Origin of the sequence: Nocardioides marinus (assembly GCF_013408145.1) — a bacterium.
Taxonomy (GTDB): Bacteria; Actinomycetota; Actinomycetes; order Propionibacteriales; family Nocardioidaceae; genus Nocardioides; species Nocardioides marinus.
The window spans coordinates 1,489,859-1,510,200 of the sequence record NZ_JACBZI010000001.1; the positions used below are offsets into that span (position 1 = coordinate 1,489,859).

Annotated in this window: 13 protein-coding genes; 10 read left to right on the plus strand and 3 right to left on the minus strand. The window is 71.7% G+C overall.

Annotated elements, in window-relative coordinates; translation table 11 throughout:
• Positions 1 to 25: 25 nt before the first annotated feature.
• Together BKA05_RS07115 and BKA05_RS07120 are read left to right on the plus strand one after the other, a co-directional pair.
• Positions 26 to 1,711, plus strand: coding sequence for a ribonuclease J (locus BKA05_RS07115; RefSeq protein WP_179530811.1), 1,686 nt, complete (start codon positions 26 to 28; stop codon positions 1,709 to 1,711).
• Between the two features lie 82 nt (positions 1,712 to 1,793).
• Positions 1,794 to 3,407 (plus strand): Na+/H+ antiporter NhaC family protein, encoded by a 1,614-nt coding sequence (locus BKA05_RS07120; RefSeq protein WP_179530812.1) that lies wholly within the window; start codon positions 1,794 to 1,796, stop codon positions 3,405 to 3,407.
• 146 nt (positions 3,408 to 3,553) lie between these two features.
• On the opposite strand, the gene BKA05_RS20235 is transcribed toward BKA05_RS07120, so the two are convergent.
• Complete coding sequence (locus tag BKA05_RS20235; RefSeq protein ID WP_343045554.1) at positions 3,554 to 3,790, minus strand: hypothetical protein; 237 nt, start codon at positions 3,788 to 3,790, stop codon at positions 3,554 to 3,556.
• Positions 3,791 to 3,815: 25 nt separating this feature from the next.
• Here BKA05_RS20235 and BKA05_RS07125 point away from each other — a divergent pair, with 25 nt between their 5' ends.
• From BKA05_RS07125 to BKA05_RS07150, 6 genes are all read left to right on the plus strand, one after another.
• Positions 3,816 to 6,263 carry a DNA translocase FtsK gene (locus BKA05_RS07125; RefSeq protein ID WP_343045555.1) on the plus strand — a complete coding sequence of 816 codons (2,448 nt, stop codon included), beginning with the start codon at positions 3,816 to 3,818 and terminating at the stop codon, positions 6,261 to 6,263.
• A 2-nt stretch (positions 6,264 to 6,265) separates the two neighbouring features.
• Positions 6,266 to 7,969: a helix-turn-helix domain-containing protein gene (locus BKA05_RS20240; protein ID WP_218842356.1), complete on the plus strand. Its 1,704-nt coding sequence runs from the start codon at positions 6,266 to 6,268 to the stop codon at positions 7,967 to 7,969.
• Between the two features lie 133 nt (positions 7,970 to 8,102).
• Positions 8,103 to 9,497 carry a 30S ribosomal protein S12 methylthiotransferase RimO gene (gene rimO, locus BKA05_RS07135; RefSeq protein ID WP_218842704.1) on the plus strand — a complete coding sequence of 465 codons (1,395 nt, stop codon included), beginning with the start codon at positions 8,103 to 8,105 and terminating at the stop codon, positions 9,495 to 9,497.
• 27 nt (positions 9,498 to 9,524) lie between these two features.
• Entirely contained in the window at positions 9,525 to 10,133 is a 609-nt protein-coding gene (gene pgsA / locus BKA05_RS07140; RefSeq protein WP_179530815.1) for a CDP-diacylglycerol--glycerol-3-phosphate 3-phosphatidyltransferase, read from the plus strand.
• 205 nt (positions 10,134 to 10,338) lie between these two features.
• A complete protein-coding gene (locus BKA05_RS07145) occupies positions 10,339 to 12,648 on the plus strand; it encodes a 5'-nucleotidase C-terminal domain-containing protein (protein ID WP_179530816.1) in 2,310 nt (769 codons plus the stop codon).
• 117 nt (positions 12,649 to 12,765) lie between these two features.
• Positions 12,766 to 15,564 carry an ExeM/NucH family extracellular endonuclease gene (locus BKA05_RS07150; RefSeq protein WP_179530817.1) on the plus strand — a complete coding sequence of 933 codons (2,799 nt, stop codon included), beginning with the start codon at positions 12,766 to 12,768 and terminating at the stop codon, positions 15,562 to 15,564.
• Positions 15,565 to 15,647: 83 nt separating this feature from the next.
• Here the strand turns inward: BKA05_RS07150 and BKA05_RS07155 are convergent, their stop codons facing one another.
• Positions 15,648 to 17,126: an HNH endonuclease signature motif containing protein gene (locus BKA05_RS07155; RefSeq protein ID WP_179530818.1), complete on the minus strand. Its 1,479-nt coding sequence runs from the start codon at positions 17,124 to 17,126 to the stop codon at positions 15,648 to 15,650.
• A 423-nt stretch (positions 17,127 to 17,549) separates the two neighbouring features.
• The gene (locus BKA05_RS07160; RefSeq protein ID WP_179530819.1) at positions 17,550 to 19,331 is read right to left on the minus strand and encodes a glycoside hydrolase family 15 protein; all 1,782 of its coding nucleotides are present in this window, start codon (positions 19,329 to 19,331) and stop codon (positions 17,550 to 17,552) included.
• 32 nt (positions 19,332 to 19,363) lie between these two features.
• Here BKA05_RS07160 and BKA05_RS07165 point away from each other — a divergent pair, with 32 nt between their 5' ends.
• Both BKA05_RS07165 and BKA05_RS07170 read left to right on the plus strand, forming a co-directional pair.
• A complete protein-coding gene (locus tag BKA05_RS07165) occupies positions 19,364 to 19,888 on the plus strand; it encodes a CinA family protein (RefSeq protein WP_246289771.1) in 525 nt (174 codons plus the stop codon).
• Between the two features lie 123 nt (positions 19,889 to 20,011).
• Positions 20,012 to 20,323 (plus strand): helix-turn-helix domain-containing protein, encoded by a 312-nt coding sequence (locus tag BKA05_RS07170; RefSeq protein ID WP_179530820.1) that lies wholly within the window; start codon positions 20,012 to 20,014, stop codon positions 20,321 to 20,323.
• The last annotated feature ends 19 nt before the right edge of the window (positions 20,324 to 20,342 follow it).

A 20,342-nucleotide genomic window follows, 5' to 3' on the forward strand; every position in this document is an offset into this window, starting at 1 on the left:
AGCCACCCCGGCAGAACAGGACGAGATGTCACACCCGCACCCCGAGCTCACCGCACCCGCTCCGCTGGCCGAAGGAGGCCTGCGGGTCACCCCGTTCGGTGGTCTCGGCGAGGTGGGGCGCAACATGACCGCCTTCGAGTACGCCGGCCGGCTGCTCATCGTCGACTGCGGCGTGCTCTTCCCCGAGGACCACCAGCCCGGCGTCGACCTGATCCTCCCGGACTGGTCCTCGATCCGCGACCGGCTCGACGACGTCGAGGCGCTCGTGCTCACCCACGGCCACGAGGACCACATCGGCGCGACGCCGTACCTCCTGCGCGAGCGGGGGAACATCCCGCTGGTCGGCTCCGAGCTGACCCTGGCCCTGCTGGGCTCCAAGCTGCGCGAGCACCGTCTCAAGGAGACCGTCCACCACGTGGTGAAGGAGGGCGAGCGGATCACGTTCGGGCCCTTCGAGCTGGAGTTCGTGGCGGTCAACCACTCCATCCCCGACGCGCTGGCCGTGGCCATCCGCACGCCCGCCGGGATGGTGCTGCACACCGGTGACTTCAAGATGGACCAGCTGCCGCTGGACGGCCGGATCACCGACCTGCGTGCCTTCGCGCGGCTGGGGGAGGAGGGCGTCGACCTCTTCCTCACCGACTCCACCAACGCCGAGACCCCCGGCTTCACCCCGACCGAGCGCGGCATCACCCCGGTCATCGACCAGGTCTTCCGCGAGTCCCAGCAGCGGGTCATCGTGGCCTGCTTCGCCTCGCACGTGCACCGCGTGCAGCAGGTGCTCGACGCGGCGTACGCCCACGAGCGGCAGGTCGCCTTCGTCGGCCGCTCGATGGTGCGCAACATGGGCATCGCGCGCGACCTGGGCTACCTCACCGTCCCCCCGAACACCATCGTGGACGCCAAGGAGCTCGCCGACCTGCCGCCCCAGCACCAGGTGCTGATCTCCACCGGCTCCCAGGGCGAGCCGATGTCGGCGCTGTCGCGGATCGCCCAGCGCACCCACAACTTCGTGCACATCGAGGAGGGCGACACCGTCCTGCTGGCCTCCTCGCTCATCCCCGGCAACGAGAACGCCGTCTACCGCGTCATCAACGGCCTGGCCCGCTGGGGCGCCCGCGTGGTCCACAAGGGCAACGCGATGGTGCACGTCTCCGGCCACGCCTCGGCCGGAGAGCTGCTCTACTGCTACAACATCGTCAAGCCCCGCAACGTGCTGCCCGTCCACGGCGAGATCCGGCACATGCAGGCCAACGCCGCGCTGGCGAGGATGACCGGCGTCGAGAACGTCGTCATCGCCGAGGACGGCGTGGTGGTCGACCTCGTCGACGGGGTGGCCTCGGTCGCCGGGAAGGTGGACTGCGGCTACGTGTTCGTCGACGGCTCCTCGGTCGGCGACATCACCGAGTCCGACCTGAAGGACCGTCGCATCCTCGGCGAGGAGGGCTTCATCTCCGTCATCGTCGTCATCGACTCCTCCTCGGGGAAGGTCGCCGGCGGCCCGGAGATCCACGCCCGCGGCTTCGCCGAGGACGACTCGGTCTTCGAGGACGTCAAGCCGGCCATCATCGATGCCCTCGACAAGGCCGTGGCCGACGGGGCCACGGACGCCTACCAGCTGCAGCAGACCGTACGCCGGGTGATCGGCCGCTGGGTGTCCAACACCCACCGCCGCCGGCCGATGATCATCCCGGTGGTGGTCGAGGCCTGAGGGCGCGACGCCGACCCGCCGCCAGGGTGGTGCGCAGCCCCGGCACGGACGGTAGCCTCCCGGCCCACCCAGGAGGTGCGACGTGATCGACGACTACCCGCTGCTGACCCTGCTGCCCCCGGTGCTGGCCATCGGGCTGGCGGTGACCACCCGCAAGGTCCTGCTGAGCCTCGGGCTCGGCGTGGTCTCGGCGGCGCTGCTGGTCGCCGACCTCAGCCCCGTCGACACCCTCGAGGAGCTGTGGTCGGCCTTCGCCCAGATCTTCTGGGTCGACGGCGAGCTGAACACCACCTACGTCTACATCCTCGTCTTCACGCTGGCGCTCGGTGTCATCACCGCCTTCGTCTCGATGTCGGGCGGCACCCGCGCCTTCGCCGACTGGGCGCACGACCGCATCCGCACCCGTCGCGGCGCCATCGCGCTGCCGGCGGCCCTGGGTGGCGCGATCTTCGTCGACGACTACTTCAACGCGCTCACCGTGGGCCAGGTCAGCCGACCGATCACCGACCGGCACCGCGTGTCCCGGGCGAAGCTGACCTACCTCGTCGACTCCACCTCCGCGCCGGTGGCGGTGCTGATGCCGTTCTCCAGCTGGGGCGCCTACATCCTGGGCATCTTCACGCCGATCATCGCCGCGTCCGCGCTCACCGTGAGCGACCTCGGTGCCTACGTGCGCGCCGCCGCCGCCAACTACTACGCCTGGGCGGCGCTGCTGATGGTCGTGCTCGTGGTGGTCCTCAACGTCGACCTCGGCCCCATGCGCCGCGAGGAGCGCCGCGCGCTGGAGGAGGGCAAGACCTACGAGCCGGGCGACGACATCCCCGGACAGCTCTCGGAGGACCTGCCGGTCCACCGCCCGGGTGCCAAGCGCGCCCTCGTGGTGCCGTTCGCGCTGCTGGTCGTCGGCGTCCTGGCCGGCATCGTCTGGAGCGGGGTGCGCGCCTCGGGGTCCTGGGCGCCCCTGGACCTGCTGGCCGAGGCCGACGTGACCTGGTCGCTGCTCGTCGGGGTCGTGCCGGCCCTGGCCGCATCGTTGTACTACTACGCCCGCGACACCGCCTCGAACCCGAAGTTCGGCCGGTCCACCTTCGGCCGCGGCTGGTGGGAGGGACTGCGCTCGATGTGGCCCGCCGTCAGCATCCTGCTGCTGGCCTGGATGCTGGGCTCGCTCATCGACTCCCTCGGCACGGGGGAGTACCTCGGTGGTCTCGTCGAGGACTCCTCGTTGCCGACCGAGTGGTTGGTCCCGGTCGTCTTCCTCGTCGCCCTGGCGATGGCCTTCGCCACCGGCACGAGCTGGGGCTCCTTCGGGCTGCTGCTGCCGATCGCCGGTGGCATCGTCAACGCCGTCGACGCACCCGAGCTCCTGCTCCCCGTGCTGGGTGCGGTGCTCGCCGGTGCGGTGGCCGGCGACCACGCCTCGCCGATCTCCGACACCACGATCCTCAGCTCGACCGGTGCCGGCTGCAACGTCATCACCCACGTCACCACGCAGCTGCCGTACGTCGCGGTCGCCGTCGTGTCCGCCACGCTCGGCTACTGCGGCCTGGCCCTCACCGGGTCGACCACGATCGGCTTCCTGGTCACCATGGCGGTCGGGGTCGCGATCATGCTCGCCGCCCGCCGCCTCTCCCCGCCGCTCGACGCGCTCCCCGACTCCGCCCACGAGCCCCGGGACGCCGAACCGGCGTATTGATACGCCGGCTCGGCTGGGTCTCGACACGCCGTCGCGACCTCGTGCCTCGGTCGCGGGCTCGCTCGTCCTCCTCCGCGTCACGTCCTCGCTGCGCTCGGACGTGTCGTCGGAAAACCCTCAAGCGACACGTGAGGGTGGGACGTGAGTCAATCCCTGTGACTCGTGGGGTGGTCGCCTAGGGTCGTGACCATGGCGACCCGTACGTCTTCCCCGCCGGGGTCGCGGAGCACGAGCACGTCCACCCGCAGCACGAGCAGGACCGGCAGCGGCACGAGTTCGGGCACCCGACCACGGAGTACCTCCACCAGGACCACCTCGAGCGCGGCCAAGCGACCGCCGGCGCGCAAGCCTGCGCCGAAGAAGGCGACGGCCAAGAAGGCCACGGCCGGGCGGCCGGCTCCGCGCTCGGTGCGCAGCGGCCCGAACCCGGTGGGGCTGGCGCTCGGCGCGCTGCTGCGCGGGATCGTGGCCTTCTGGCTCGCGGTCGCCCACGGCATCGGCGCGGTGGCCCGCGGCATCGGCCGCGGCGCCCGTGACCTCGAGCCCGAGCACCGCCGCGACGGAGCCGGGCTCGCGCTCGTCGCCATCGCGCTGGTCTCGGCGGCCGCGGTGTGGTTCCAGGTGCAGAGCCCGGTGACCGACCCGGTCCGGGTCGCCGTCGCCGGCACGGTCGGCAAGATCGGTTGGTTCGTCCCGATGGCCCTGGTCTGGGCGGGCTGGCGCGTCATGCGTGACCCGGTCGGCCACGGCCCGGCCGGCCGCCAGGTCATCGGCTGGACCGCGCTGTCCTTCGGGCTGCTCGGCATCGTCCACGTGGCCAACGGCAGCCCCCAGCCGGTCGACGGTGACGCCACGCCGCTGCAGGAGGGCGGGGGAGCCGTCGGGTACGTCGTCTCCTCGCTGCTGCTGGACCTGCTGCGCACCTCCTACCTCGTCGTGCCGCTGCTGATGCTGCTCGGCGTCTTCGGGGTGCTGGTCATCACCGCCACCCCCGTCTACCAGGTGCCCGACAAGCTCGCCGACCTGCGCGACCGGGCCCTGGGCCGGGTCCACGACGAGGACGAGCCGACCACGAGGCGCCGCCCGCGCAAGGGCGAGGAGGGCTACGAGCCCGAGGGCTACCCGGCGTACGACACCCCGCTGGTCGACGAGACCTCCGCCAAGGGCCGCAAGAAGCGCGGCAAGGACGCGCTCGACGTCGCCCTGGAGGAGGACGCCACCCCCACCGACGACGACGCCGGCCTGGGGATCTTCGACGACGTGCCGACCGAGGCGATGGCTGCCGTCGCCGACACCGAGGACGCGCAGCCCGACCACAAGGACGTCCTGGAGCCGCCTCCGCACTCGCCGCTCCCGCAGCGGGTCGAGCAGCTCGCGCTCTCCGGCGACATCACCTACACGCTGCCGGCGAACGACGTCCTCAAGGAGGGCTCGCCGCACAAGGCGCGCTCCAAGGCCTCCGACGAGGTCGTGGACCGGCTCACCCAGGTGCTCGAGGAGTTCTCCATCGACGCCCAGGTCACCGGCTACACCCGTGGCCCGACCGTCACGCGCTACGAGGTCGAGCTCGGCCCCGGCGTGAAGGTCGAGAAGATCACCAACATCCAGCGCAACATCTCCTACGCGGTGGCCAGTGCCGACGTGCGCATCCTCAGCCCGATCCCCGGCAAGTCCGCGGTGGGCGTGGAGATCCCCAACGTGGACAAGGAGGTCGTCTCCCTCGGTGACGTCCTGCGCTCGGGCCGCGCCCGCGCCGACCACCACCCGATGGTGGCCGGGCTCGGCAAGGACGTCGAGGGCGGCTTCGTCGTGGCGAACCTCGCCAAGATGCCGCATCTGCTCGTGGCCGGCGCCACCGGCTCGGGCAAGTCCAGCTTCATCAACTCGATGATCACCTCGGTGCTGATGCGGGCCACGCCCGACGAGGTCCGGATGATCATGGTCGACCCCAAGCGGGTGGAGCTGAACGCCTACGAGGGCGTCCCGCACCTGATCACCCCGATCATCACCAACCCCAAGAAGGCCGCCGAGGCGCTGGCCTGGGTCGTGCGCGAGATGGACCTGCGCTACGACGACCTGGCCAACTTCGGGTTCCGCCACATCGACGACTTCAACAAGGCCGTCCGGGCGGGCAAGGTCGAGGTGCCGCTCGGCTCCGAGCGCAAGCTCGAGCCCTACCCCTACCTGCTGGTCATCGTCGACGAGCTCGCCGACCTGATGATGGTCGCGCCCCGCGACGTGGAGGACGCGGTCGTCCGCATCACCCAGCTGGCGCGAGCGGCGGGCATCCACCTGGTGCTGGCCACCCAGCGCCCGTCGGTGGACGTGGTCACCGGCCTGATCAAGGCCAACGTGCCCTCGAGGCTGGCCTTCGCCACGTCCTCGGTCACCGACAGCCGGGTCATCCTCGACCAGCCGGGTGCGGAGAAGCTGGTCGGGCAGGGTGACGGCCTCTTCCTGCCGATGGGCGCCTCCAAGCCGGTCCGCGTGCAGGGCTCGTGGGTCACCGAGGCCGAGATCGCCCAGGTGGTCAAGCACTGCAAGGGGCAGCTGGAGCCGTCGTACCGCGAGGACGTCACCGCGCCGCAGCAGAGCAAGAAGGAGCTCGACGACGACATCGGGGACGACCTCGACCTGGTCGTCCAGGCGGTGGAGCTGGTCGTCTCGACGCAGTTCGGCTCCACCTCGATGCTGCAGCGCAAGCTCCGTGTGGGCTTCGCCAAGGCCGGTCGTCTCATGGACATCTTGGAGTCCCGAGGCGTGGTCGGTCCCAGTGAGGGCTCGAAGGCTCGCGACGTGCTCGTGAAGCCCGACGAGGTCGACGGCGTCATCGCGACCCTGCAGGGGGAGATGTGAACGTGGAAGTACGACGCAACACGCTGCTCACCGCGAGCACCGGTGTCGTCGCGGGCGTGGTCGCCGCGGCGTACCTCGCCCGCGCGGCCGGTGGCGGCACCACCGTGGACTGGGTCGTCGCGGTGGTGCTGGCCGCGATCGCCCTCGTGCACGCCCAGGGTGTCCTCGACGCCCGTGCACCCCTCTTCGTCGCCGACGAGCTCGGCGTGCGGCTGCGCGCCGGCAAGGAGTGGCGCGGTCTGCCGTGGACCGAGATCGAGGCCGTCGAGGTGCTGCCGCGCCGGCGGTTCCTGCGCGACGGCTCCATCGACGTGCTCAGCGGCGAGGACCCGATCCAGGTCCCGCTCTCGCTCTCGACCAGGGTCACCGGCCTGACCGACGGCGACGTCGTCGACGCTCTCGCCGCGCTCGCCCAGGACCGTTGCGAGGTCGCCGAGATTGACGGCTACACCTACGTCTCCGACGAGGACTGGCACGACGACGGGCACGACGACGGGCACGACGACACCGACGGCGCGGGCTCCCCGGCGTACGACGAGCACGACGTCCCCGAGCCCGAGCCCGAGCGCGTGCACGCCGGGCTGCGGCCGATGCTGGCCCACGCCATCGACTCGGTGGCCCGCTTCCTGCCCGAGCGTGCGGGATCGGCCGCACCGTTGCCGTCCATGGCGTCGGGGACGTCCGGGACGGTCGCCGCCCCGGCGATGAGCGCGAGCGCCACGCCGTCGGCGCTGCGTGAGCCGGTGACCGCGGTCCGCGCGGAGATCCGCAGCGACCTGACCATGACCCAGCCGATCATCGGCGCCACGGCCCTGCGCCTCGACGCCGCCCACGACGAGACCGACGAGAGCGCCCGTGCCGAGCTGCCGGAGGCCCGCGAGCTGCGGCGACCCGGCAGCGTGGACCTGGTCGAGGAGACCGAGGTCTGGGGCGACCGTGTCCGCCCGATCGCCACGGAGGGACACGCCGTCGAGCCGATCGTGCTGCCCGAGGAGGAGCAGCCCGCGCCGGACCCGGTCATCGGGCCCGAGCTCGCCGCTGCGCGTACCCGCCTCGGTCTCACCGTCGACCAGCTGGCCGACCGCACCCGCATCCGCCCGCACGTCATCGAGGCGGTCGAGGTCGACGACTTCAGCCCGTGCGGCGGCGACTTCTACGCCCGCGGACACCTGCGCACGCTCGCCCGCGTCCTCGGCATCGACGCGGCCCCGTTGGTCGCCTCCTACGACGAGCGGTACGCCGACGCGCCGGTCACCCCGCGACGCGTCTTCGAGGCCGAGCTGGGCCAGGGCGGGGCGCTGCGGGGCACCCGCGGCGGCCCCAACTGGTCGGTCCTCGTGGCCGCGGTGATGGCCCTCGTGCTCGCGTGGTCGGTGGCCCGCCTGGTCACCGACACCCCGGTGGAGGTGCGCGACCCGCTGCCCAGCCTCACGACCACGAGCGGTGCGCCCGCGACCGGCGCGAAGGTGCCGGTGGTGCTGACCGCCTCCGGCGGGGGAGCCGAGGTCGTGGTGCGCAACGGCGCCAACGAGCTGGTCTACAAGGGCACCCTCGCCTTCGGACAGGTCAAGGTCCTGCCGAAGGTCTCCCAGCCGGTGCGGGTGCAGTCCTCGGACGGCTCGCTGCAGGTCAGCGTGGGTGGTGTCGATCACGGTGCCCTCGGTGCCACGGGTCGTCAGGCGCAGGACACCTTCGTCGGGGAGTAGCGCGGAGCGGTCAGGAGTAGGTGCGCACCGACGCCTCCGGCCATACTGACGAGTCGTCATGAGCACCCACACCGCAGGCACCCAGCCCACCGAAGCCCCGACCGCCGCCGCACCCGTCCAGGAGCGTCCGCTGCTGTCGGTGGCGATGGTGACCCTGGGCTGCGCCCGCAACGACGTGGATTCCGAGGAGCTCGCCGGCCGGTTGGAGGCCGGGGGGTTCCGCCTGGTCGAGGACGCCGAGGACGCCGACACCGTGGTGGTCAACACCTGCGGCTTCGTCGAGGCGGCCAAGAAGGACTCCGTCGACGCCCTGCTCGCGGCGGCCGACCTCAAGACCGAGCACGGCGGCAAGGCCCAGGCCGTCGTCGCCGTCGGGTGCCTGGCCGAGCGCTACGGCAAGGACCTCGCCGAGTCCCTGCCCGAGGCCGACGCGGTGCTCGGCTTCGACGACTACCCCGACATCGCCGAGCGGCTGCGCGGCATCCTGGCCGGTGAGTCCCACCAGGCCCACACGCCCAGCGACCGCCGGCTGCTGCTCCCGATCACCCCGGTCGAGCGCTCGCTGTCCACGGCCGCCGTCCCCGGGCACGCCTCGGGTCCGGCGTCTGTCCGCCGCCGCCTGGAGTCCGGCCCGACGGCCTCGCTGAAGCTGGCCAGCGGGTGCGACCGGCGCTGCTCGTTCTGCGCGATCCCCTCCTTCCGCGGGTCGTTCGTGTCGCGGCGCCCCACCGACGTGCTCGAGGAGGCGCGCTGGCTGGCCGGCCAGGGCGTGAAGGAGCTCTTCCTCGTCAGCGAGAACTCCACGTCGTACGGCAAGGACCTCGGCGACATCCGGCTCCTGGAGACGCTGCTCCCCGAGCTGGCGGCCGTCGAGGGCGTCGAGCGGGTGCGGGTGTCCTACCTGCAGCCCGCCGAGACCCGCCCCGGCCTCGTCGAGACGATCGCCTCGACCCCGGGCGTCGTGCCCTACTTCGACCTGTCCTTCCAGCACGCCAGCGCGACGGTGCTGCGCAGGATGCGTCGGTTCGGTGACCCCGAGTCGTTCCTGGGGCTGCTCGAGCAGGTCCGCGCCCTGGCGCCGGAGGCTGGCGTGCGCTCCAACGTGATCGTCGGCTTCCCCGGCGAGACCGAGGAGGACCTGCAGGTGCTGTGCGACTTCCTCGTCGCTGCGCGGATGGACGTCACCGGCGTCTTCGGGTACTCCGACGAGGACGGCACCGAGGCCGCAGGCTTCGACGACAAGCTCGACGAGGACGAGGTCCGGGCCCGCGCGGAGCACGTCACCTCGCTGGTCGAGCAGCTGACCTCCGAGCGCGCCGAGGAGCGCATCGGCGAGCTCGTCGAGGTGCTGGTGGAGTCGGTCGAGGACGACGAGGTCGTCGGCCGGGCCGCCCTGCAGGGCCCCGAGGTCGACGGTACGACGCTGCTCGACGGGCTCGACGACACGACCGTCGCGGTGGGCGACCTCGTCCGCGCCGAGGTGGTCGCCACCGACGGCATCGACCTCATCGCCCGGCCCCTGTCCTGACCGGACGCCCCTGACCCAGGAGAGCACGTGACCGAGACGTCCCAGAAGCCCAGCAACTGGAACCTGCCCAACCTCCTCACGAGCCTGCGCATCGTGATGGTGCCCTTCTTCGGGTGGGCCCTGCTGGTGGACGGTGGGGAGTCGGGCACCTGGCGTCTTGTCGCCTACGCGATCTTCGCGGTCGCGATGATCACCGACAAGATCGACGGCGACATCGCCCGGGCCCGCAACCTGGTGACCGACTTCGGCAAGATCGCCGACCCGATCGCCGACAAGGCGATCACGGGCATGGCCTTCATCGGGCTGGCGATCGTCGGCGACATCTGGTGGTGGGTCACGATCCTGGTGCTCGTGCGCGAGTGGAGCGTCACCCTGCTGCGCCTCTCGGTGCTGTCGAAGGTCGTCATCGCCGCCAAGGACCTCGGCAAGTGGAAGACCACCGCGCAGGCGCTGGCCCTGGGCGGGCTGGTGCTGCCGCTGCGCGACCCCGACCTGCCCTCGGCCCTGCAGACCCCGGGCGAGGTCCTCTTCTACGTCTCGCAGGGCCTGCTGGCCGTCGCGGTCGCGCTGACGCTGTGGTCGGGCTGGGAGTTCTACCGCGACGTCTGGAAGCAGCGCCACCAGCTGCGCGGCTGACCCAACCCCTCACCAGATCACGCGGCGCCCTGCGGCGCCAGAGGCAACACCTGACCATCCGGACGGTCCCCGGATGGCAACCCTTCACCGGATCCCCGCTTTCGTGGGGGCGTCACACGACGTTCACGATCGGGGAGGTCGCACGACCCCCTGGCGGGGTTACGGTGCGCTGGTCCGTACCAGCCCCACCTGAAGGGTTCCCCCAGTGCACTCACGCTCCGGGTCCTCGCCGCTGCGCCGACGCGTCGCAGCGGCCGGCCTCGGGCTCGCGGTCGCCGCCACCTCGGCGACCTTCGTGGCCCAGGCCCCTGCCGCCCACGCCCTCTCGCCGGTCGACGTCACCATCGTCGGCATCAACGACTTCCACGGGCGGCTGCTCGCCGGTCGTGACGCCGGCGGCGCGGCGAAGCTCGCCACCGCCGTCGACTCCGTCCGCGCCGAGTACGGCGAGGAGAACACCATCTTCGCCGCCGCCGGTGACCTCATCGGCGCCTCGACGTTCGAGTCCTTCATCCAGCAGGACAAGCCGACGCTCGACGTGCTCAACGCCGCCGGCCTCGACGTGTCCGCCGTGGGCAACCACGAGTTCGACAAGGGCTACGACGACCTGGTGGACCGGGTCATGGCGCCCTTCGACGCCGAGACCAACCCGCGCGGTGGGGCCGAGTGGACCTACATCGGCGCCAACGTGAAGATGAAGGACTCCGGCGAGGACGCCCTGGAGCCGACGTACGTCCAGACGATCGGCGAGGGCGACTCCGCCGTCGAGGTCGGCTTCATCGGCGCGGTCACCGAGCACCTGCCCGAGCTGGTCTCGCCCACGGGCATCGCCGACCTCGAGGTCACCGACATCGTCGAGGCGGTCAACACCGAGGCCGACGCGCTCGAGGCCGACGGGGTCGACCTGATCGTGATGCTGGTGCACGAGGGCGCCCCGACCACCGACTGCGCCGCCATCGGCGCGCTGGCCGACGACACCGACTTCGGCTCGATCGTGCAGGACGTCGACTCCTCGGTCGACGCGATCATCTCCGGCCACACCCACCTGGCCTACGACTGCCTCATCGCGCCCGCAGACGCCCCCCTGAAGCCCCGTCCGGTGGTCTCGGCCGGGCAGTACGGCCTCAACATCAACCGCCTCACCTTCACCGTCGACGCCGACGGCCAGGTCGAGCCCTCGCTCAAGGTCGGTGACGGCAGCGAGATCATCAACGTGGGTCGCACCACCGACCCGTTCGCCGAGGACCCCGAGGTGAAGGCGATCGTCGAGGCTGCGCAGGAGGTGGCCGACGAGCTCGGGGCCGAGCCGCTCGGCGAGATCGCCGGGCCCTTCACCCGGGCCAAGCGCGCCGACGGCACCACCGAGAACCGTGGCGGCGAGTCCACCGCCGGTCACCTCGTGGCCGAGGCCCAGCGGTGGGCGGCCGACGCCCAGATCGGCTTCATCAACCCCGGTGGCCTCCGCGCCGACATCGTCGGGCTGGCCGAGGGCGGCTACCCGGCGACGCTGACCTACAAGCAGGCCGCCGACATGCAGAACTTCGCCAACACCCTGGTGAAGATGACGCTGACCGGTGAGCAGCTCGAGGAGCTCCTGGAGCAGCAGTGGCAGCCGGCCGGTTCCTCGCGGCCGTTCCTGCACCTGGGGGCCTCCGACGGCTTCGAGTGGACCTACGACCCGACCGCGGCCGCGGGTGAGCACATCACCGGCATGTGGCTCGACGGTGAGGCGATCGACCCCGAGACGTCGTACTCGGTCGTGGCCAACTCCTTCCTTGCCGGCGGCGGTGACAACTTCTCCGTCTTCGCCGAGGGCGCCGACCCCCGCGACACCGGCCAGGTGGACCTGGAGTCGATGGTGGCGTACATGGCCGAGTTCGGGACGGGCACCGCCGTGCCGGTCGACTACGCCCAGGACTCCCTCGGCGTCGTCCTGCCCGAGGGTGCCCCCGCGACGTACGCGCCGGGTGACGAGGTGTCCCTCGAGCTCTCGTCACTGGTCCTCGCGCCCAGCGCGGGTCTGGCCACCCTCGCCGACGAGGAGGTCGTGGTCCGGATCGGCGACAAGCGACTGGGAGCCTTCGCGGTCGACCCGACGGTGAGTGAGAACCCCGACGACGAGACCGGCACCGCCACGGTGACCGGGATCGTGCCCGCCTACCACGGCAGCCCCGCGGGCCTGGTGGTGAAGGGCCGCACGACCGGCACCGAGATCGTCGTGCCGCTCGCCTTCGAGGCCCAGCCCGCGATGGCGGAGATCACGACCAAGCGCAACCCGAAGGGCCCGCTGAAGGCCGGCAAGAAGAAGCTCAAGGTCACCGTCACGGTGAAGGTCGACGGCGAGCCCGCCTCGGGCAAGGTCGTCCTCTCCGGCGCCGGTGTCGAGAAGACCGTGAAGCTGGACAAGAAGGGCAAGGCCGTCACCCGCGTCGGTCCCTTCGACGACAAGGGCGTGCAGGTCATCACCGTCTCCTACGGCGATGCCTCGGACACCCTGCGGTTCAAGGTCCGCTGACCCGGCACCCGCACCTCTGAGCACCACCTGACAGCGAACGCCTCCCGGTCGTCCCCGGACGGTCGGGAGGCGTTCGCCGTCGGTTCTCCCGGACCCCTCTCGGAAAGGCAGTCACCCGTGCCCACCACCTCTTGGGGCGCAGGCCGCCGGCTCGCGCTGCTCAGCGCCGGCTCGCTCGGCCTCGCCACCCTGGCCACCGGTCTGAGCCTGGCCCCCGCCCAGGCCGTCAGCACCGGTCTCGTCATCAGCGAGGCCTACGGCGGCGGCGGCAACGCCGGCGCCACGTTCACCCACGACTTCATCGAGCTGCACAACCCCACCGACGCACCGATCAGCGTCGACGGGATGTCGGTGCAGTACCGATCCTCCGGGGGCACCGCCGCCGCGACCGGCGTCACCCCGCTCTCCGGCATCGTGCCCGCCGGCGGGCACTACCTGGTCCAGCAGGGCGCAGGCGCCGGAGGCACGACCCCGCTGCCCACTCCCGACGCGGTCGGCAACGTGTCCATGTCGGGCACCGCCTTCACGGTGTGGCTGACCCAGGGCACCACCGCCCTCAACCCCGGCACCGGCTCGGTCACCTCGGTGCCCGGCGTCGTCGACCTCCTCGGCGTCAACAGCAACACCTTCGAGACGACGAAGACCCCCGGGGCGTCGAACACCACCTCCGCCTCGCGGACCAGCCCCGACGGCGACGTCAACGCCGCCGAGTTCACCCTCGGCGCACCCGACCCGCAGAACTCCGCCTCCGACGGGCCCGACCCCGACCCGGAGCCCACTGAGGCCACGATCGCCGAGATCCAGGGCGAGGGCTCGACCAGCCCCCTCGTGGGCACCGAGGTGGTCACCACCGGCGTCGTGACCGCGGTGCCGCGCTTCCTCTATGGCTTCTACCTCCAGACCCCCGGCACGGGCGGCGAGGCCGAGCGCGCCGGCTCCGACGGCGTCTTCGTCTACTTCCCCCAGGGTGCCGGCAGCATCACCGTCGAGCCCGGTGACCACGTGCAGGTCACGGGTGACGTCACCGAGTACGCCGGCCAGACCCAGGTCGTGTCCTCGCAGGCCGGGGTCGTCGAGCTGAGCGAGCCGGCCGAGCCGGTGACGGCGTACGCCGGTGCCTGGCCCGCCTCCGACGCGGAGAAGGAGGCGCTGGAGGGGATGCTGTTCGACCCGACCGGCGAGCGGTTCACCGTCACCAACACCTACTCCACCAACCAGTACGGCGAGGTCGGGCTGGCCCTGGGCGACACCCCGCTCATCCAGCCGACCGAGGTCGCCGACGCGCAGGACCTCGCCGCGATCGCCGCGGTCGAGGCCGACAACGCCGCCCGGGCGATCACGCTGGACGACGGGTCGGGCACCGACTACACCCGCAGCCAGTTCCTCACGCCGCCCTACGTCTCGAACACCGACCCGGTCCGGGTCGGCGCCGCGGCGACCTTCACCGAGCCGGTGGTGCTCACCGAGGGCGGCTCGCCGAGCAACCCGACGTACCGCTTCCAGCCGACGACCTCGGTCAGCGGCCCGGACTACACGAGCACCTCGCCGGCGGTCTTCGAGAACACCCGCACGGCGGCGCCCGAGGAGGTCGGCGGCGACCTGAGCGTGGCGTCGTTCAACGTGCTCAACTACTTCACCACCCTCGGGGACGCCGACGACGACAACGTGGGCGACAACGGCTGCCTGGCCTACGTCGACCGTGACGGCGACGGCAACAACGTGCGCGGCGGCTGCGACCAGCGCGGCGCCTGGGACCCGGCGGACCTGCAGCGCCAGCAGGAGAAGATCGTCGCCGCGATCAACACCCTCGACGCCGACGTCGTCGGCCTGATGGAGATCGAGAACTCCGCCGCGCTCGGCGAGCAGCCCGACGAGGCCACCGAGGCGCTCGTCGCCGCACTCAACGCGGCCGCGGGGGAGCAGAAGTGGGCGGCCAACCCGTCGTCCGACGAGCTGCCGCCGGCCTCGGAGCAGGACGTCATCACCAACGCGATCATCTACCAGCCGGCGAACGTCGAGCGGGTGGGCGAGGCCCGTGCACTCGGTGACCAGTCGGCCTCGGGCCAGGCCTTCGGCAACGCCCGGGAGCCGATCGGCCAGGTGTTCGCGCCCGTGGGTGGCGGCGAGGAGTTCCTCTTCGTGGTCAACCACTTCAAGTCCAAGGGCTCCGGCGCCGACGACGGCACCGGCCAGGGCAACGCCAACCCCGACCGCATCGCGCAGGCCGAGGCCCTCGCGGCCTGGGTCCCCGGCATCGCGGCCGAGACCGGCACCGACGCGGTGCTGCTCGCCGGCGACTTCAACGCCTACTCGATGGAGGACCCGATGCAGGTCCTCCACGACGCCGGCTACACCGACACCGAGACCGCTTCGACAGACGAGGAGTGGTCCTACTCCTTCAGCGGCCTGTCCGGCTCGCTGGACCACGTGCTCGCCAACGACGCGGCCCTGGCAGCCGTGACCGGCGTGGACATCTGGAACATCAACTCCGGTGAGTCCGTGGCCATGGAGTACTCCCGGTGGAACTACCACGGCACCGACTTCCACGACGCCGGTCCGTTCCGTTCGAGCGACCACGACCCGGTCAAGGTCGGCCTCGACCTCGTCCCGGAGGCCCCGCAGACCGCGCCCTCGACGGTGGCGCTCGAGGTCCGGCCGAAGGAGCCCAAGGCGGGCAAGGGGAACCTGACCTTCAAGGTCGAGGTCACCAGCGACGCAGGCGTGCCCACCGGCACGGTGACCGTCACCGCGGGTGGCGTCGAGGTCAGCGGTGAGCTGGACAAGCACGGGCGGGTGAACCTGCACCTGCCGAACCCGTTCGGCACCCCCGGTGACCACACCATCACCGCGGCGTACGCCGGCGACGACGCGGTCTCCGCCTCCGAGACCTCGGAGGTGCTGACCGTCCGTCGCTGATCTCGGCAGGCTCTGCCGCGACAGCGGCACTGCACGCCGCAGCGCCGGTCGCGACCTCGGTCGCGGCCGGCGCTGTCGTGCGTTCAGAGCTCGGTGGTGCCGTCGGGGTGGACGAGCATGCGGATGCCGTGGGGGCTGGTCCAGAGCCAGGTGGTGGGGGTGAGCTGCTGGTAGTCCCACTGCCCGTCGGGGGATGGGTGGGTCTTGGCTCGGTGGTGGCGTCTGCACAAGGGGGCGAGATTCTGTGTTGATGTCTGGCCGGGTGGTCCACCTTCGTCGGGTGGGACGTACTCCTCGATGTGGTCGAGGTCGACCTTGGCTGAGGTGCGGGTGCAGTGCGGGAAGACGCAGGTCGTGCGCTTGAGCTTGACCCGGGTGGAGATGCGGTCGGGGATCTCGTAGGAGTCGACGGCGATCTGGTCGGCCAGGTCGATGACCGGCTTCACCACGATGTTGGCGCCGGGCACGGCGAGCCACTCGCGGACGGTGTCGGCGGTGAGGGTCTGGTGGTGGTTCTCGAGGCGGGCGAGGTGGAGACCGAGCCGGCCGGTGTCAGGGTCGACCTCGGGGGTGCCGGGTCCTTCGTTTCCGCGGAGCGCGGCTTCTGAGAGGTGGAGGTGGAGGACGACCTGGCGGGGACGGCTCGAGCGGGGTGGTCTCGACGCCCGCTCCTCGCTGGCGCTCGTCGCTGCTCGACCACCTTCATCAGCGAGGTCGAGGGTGAGGTCTCCGCGGCTGAGGTAGCCCAGGGCCTTGGCACGGCGGACGTCGAGGGTGTCGGTGGATCCGGCGGCGAGCAGCTGCTCGGCGATGGTGCGGATCGCGTGCTCGAGCTCTTCGGCGTCGGCGCGGTCCAGCAGGCCGGACAGGGGGACGCCGTTGGCGGTGCCGATGGTCCACGCGGTCGAGAGGTCGAGGGTGACGTGCAGAGACGCGGCGGTGTCGACCTCCTCCATCTCACATCCCTCGGGGTCGAACCGTGCTGCCGCCTCGGCCGCGAGCCGCTTGACCGTGGCGAACGAGGCGGTGTGCACGACGTGGGCCAGGTGCGCATCGACGAACGCAGCAGCGTCGGCGGTGAGCTGACGGGTGACCTCGGTGACCCGCCGTACCCGCCAGACCTGCACCTGGCCGTCGAGGAGTCGCTGCCAGATCTTCGGCAGTCGGTAGCGGGCTTCGACCGCGTCAGAGAGCAGGGCCCGCCCGGAGTCGGTGGAACGGCCCAACGCCGCGGCAAGCTCGATGACCGCGAACTCCGAGACCTCGGGGGCACCAGGCCCGGCGAGCTCGAGCATGGTGTCGGCACCCGACATCCCGAACCGGGAGACCCAGGCGTTCTCGGCCTCGGTCAGTGCGTCGTCGTCGGCCAGCCCGTAGGTGCCGTAGAGGTCGGGGAGCAGGGCGCCGGTGGTGTGCCGGTCGGCCCAGGCGGCAATGGTGATGAAGAGCTGGCGGTCGGCGTCGTCGGCGGCCTGCTTCTGCGCGACGGCCAGGGACAGGAGGTCACCGGTCGACACTGCAGGAGAGCCCTGCGCAGTGGTGTCGTGGTGCCCGAGTGCCATGACCAGATTCTACTAGAACAAGTGTTCGAATGGAATGGTCGTGAGGGCTCCGAAGTGAATCTGTGGAGGACGATCCAGCCGCAACCCGAGCGAGCACCTCGACGTGCCGCAAGGCATGCGAGCGGCGCGCAACCAGGTGCCGGTAGCGAAGCGGACGGCAACCGTGTCTTCGATAAATGAAGGGCCTGCTGCAGCGCGAACGTCCAGACGCCCACCCACGGTGACCCAGTAGTCGAACCGGACCGGAGGGCGTGCCGTGAAAGGGGGTCACGAGGAACCCACCAGTCGCCCTGTGGGGGGCGGTTGGTTGTCGGCGTTTGGGGTCTCGACGACGGCTCGCTGGCGCTCGCCTGCTCGACCAGCAGGGGGCCCGGCCAGCAGGGGGCGGCTCGCTGGCGCTCGCCTGCTCGACCGGTGGTCGGGTCAGCCGGTGGTGGAGGCGTCGGCGAGGTCGAAGGCGGCGCGGACCAGCGCGAGGTGGCTGAAGGCCTGGGGGAAGTTGCCGGCCATCCGGCCCTCGCCGGGGTCGTACTCCTCGGCGAGCAGGCCGACGTCGTTGACCAGACCGACGAGCCGGTCGAAGAGGGCGTGGGCGTCGTCGACGCGGCCGGCGGCGGCGTAGGCGGAGACCAGCCAGAACGAGCAGGCCAGGAACGGGTGCTCGTCGCACTCGATGCCGTCGACACCCGAGGAGGTGCGGTAGCGCAGGACGAGGCCGTCGCGCATCAGGTCCTCCTCGATGGCGCGGATGGTGCCGAGCATCCGGGGGTCGTCGCCCTCGATGAACCCGAAGGCGGCCAGCTGCAGCAGGGAGGCGTCGACCTCGGAGCTGCCGTAGTGCTGGACGAACGTGCCGCGCTCCTCGTCGTACCCGTGCTCGAGCACCTCCGCGCGCACGCGGTCGCGGACCTCCCGCCACCGCTCGACGTCGCCCTCGAGGCCGTAGGTCTCCACGGCACGGACGGCGCGGTCGACCGCGACCCAGGCCATCGCCTTGGAGTGGGTGAAGTGCTGCGGCTCGCCCCGGATCTCCCAGATGCCCCGGTCCGGCTCCTCCCAGTGCTCGAGCAGGGAGCCGACCAGCGCCCGTTGGAGCGACCAGGCGTTGCCGTCGGGGTCGGTGGCGTGCTCGCGCACCCGGGCCAGCGCGTCCATCACCTCGCCGAAGACGTCGTGCTGGAGCTGGCCGACGGCGTCGTTGCCGACGCGCACGGGGGTGGAGCCCTCGTAGCCGGGCAGGTGGTCGAGCTCGATCTCGGGCAGCCGTCGGGCGCCGTCGACGCCGTACATGATCTGCAGGTCCTCGGGGTCGCCGGCGACGGCGCGCAGCAGCCAGTCGCGCCACAGCGTGGCCTCGTCGGTGAAACCCGCCTCGATCAGCGCGCCGAGGGTGAGAGCGGCGTCGCGGAGCCAGCAGTAGCGGTAGTCCCAGTTGCGCGTGCCGCCGAAGCACTCGGGCAGCGAGGTCGTCGGTGCCGCGACGATGCCGCCGGTCTCCTCGTGGGTCATCAGGCGCAGGGTGAGCAGCGAGCGCTTGACGACCTCGAGGTGCGGCAGGTCGTCGCGGCAGGCGTCGACCCACCCCTCGTCGGCCTCGACGGTCTTGTTGATGACGTCCTCGTGGGCGGCGAGGTCCTCCAGCGAGCGGTGGGAGGGGATCCAGGTCATCGAGAAGCGCAGCTCGTGGCCCTCCTCGACCTCGACCTCGCCCTGGTGCGTGTGGTCGACCGCGACCGGGAGGTCGGGGCCGCGCAGCACGAGGGTGTCGGGGCCGGCGATCGCCGTGATGACCGGCTCACCGCCGGCCTCCGCGCGGCGCACCCACGGACGGACGTGGCCGTAGTCCATCCGCACCCGCCACGTGTGCGTGAACCGAACGCGGCCCTTGACGCCCCACAGCACCCGGACCACGTCGGCGCGGCCGGCGGTGTGCGGCATCAGGTCGGTCAGCGTCGCCTCGCCGTCCTCGGTGCGGAAGGTGGTCTCGAGCACCGCGGAGTCACCGACGTAGCGCCGCTCGACGGCGTAGTCACCCACCGGCTCGAACTGCCAGAAGCCGTGCTCCTCGGTGCCGAGCAGGGCTGCCAGGCAGGCGGGGGAGTCGAAGCGCGGCAGGCACAGCCAGTCGATCGAGCCGTTCGTGCCGACGAGCCCGGCGCCGCGGCGGTCTCCGATGAGGGCGTAGTCCTCGATGCGCAGCGCCATGCCTCGAACCTACGTGTGCCACGCTCACCCCCATGGTCGACGACGGTGCGAGCCCCGCCATGGAGCCCGCCATGGAGCCCGCCATGGAGGTGGTGCGCCTGCTGCGCGAGCGCGGCGAGACCCTCGCGACGGCCGAGTCGCTCACCGGGGGGCTCCTCTCGGGCGCGGTCACGGCCGTGCCCGGCTCCTCCGCGGCGTACGTCGGGGGGCTGGTGACCTACGCGACCGAGCTGAAGCAGCGGCTGCTCGGCGTCCCCGCCGAGCTGATCGCCTCGGACGGCGTGGTGTCCGCGGCGTGCGCGGAGGCGATGGCCCGCGGGGCAGCGAGCCGCACCGGGGCCGCCTGGGCGCTGGCCACGACCGGGGTCGCGGGGCCGGACCTGCAGGAGGGCAAGCCGGCAGGGACGGTCTTCGTGGGTCTGGTCGGCCCGGGTGTGGAGACGCACCGCCGGCTCACGCTGGGCGGCGACCGGCAGGACGTGCGCGCGGGGACGGTCTCTGCCGCGCTCGACATGCTGGTCGACGTTCTGCTCTCAGCGAACACGGAGCCGTGCTGAGCGTGGGTGCACGTCGTGTCGTGCCCTCGCAGGGCGTGAGGACCGTGCAAAGACTGCTCCCGGGCGGTCCACCAGCGGGGGATAGCCACCCGGGAAGGTCACGGCGTCCGGTAGCGTTGAGCCATGGTGCTGTTCCGACGTCTCCTGGGTGAGGTGCTCCGCGCCCACCGCGTGGATCGGGGCATGACGCTGCGCGAGGTCTCCGCCGAGGCGCGTGTCAGCCTCGGCTACATCTCCGAGATCGAGCGGGGGCAGAAGGAGGCTTCCTCCGAGCTGCTCGCCTCGCTGTGCGGTGCGCTCGACGTGCCGCTGTCCTCGGTGCTGCGCTCGGTCTCCGACGCCGTGGCGCTCGAGGAGGCCGCGATGGCCCCCACCCCGATCCCGGTGCTGCCGGTCGACGCCCGCGTGGCCGCCTCGGTCGCCTCCGCCGCCTGATCCTCACGTAACCGCGCGC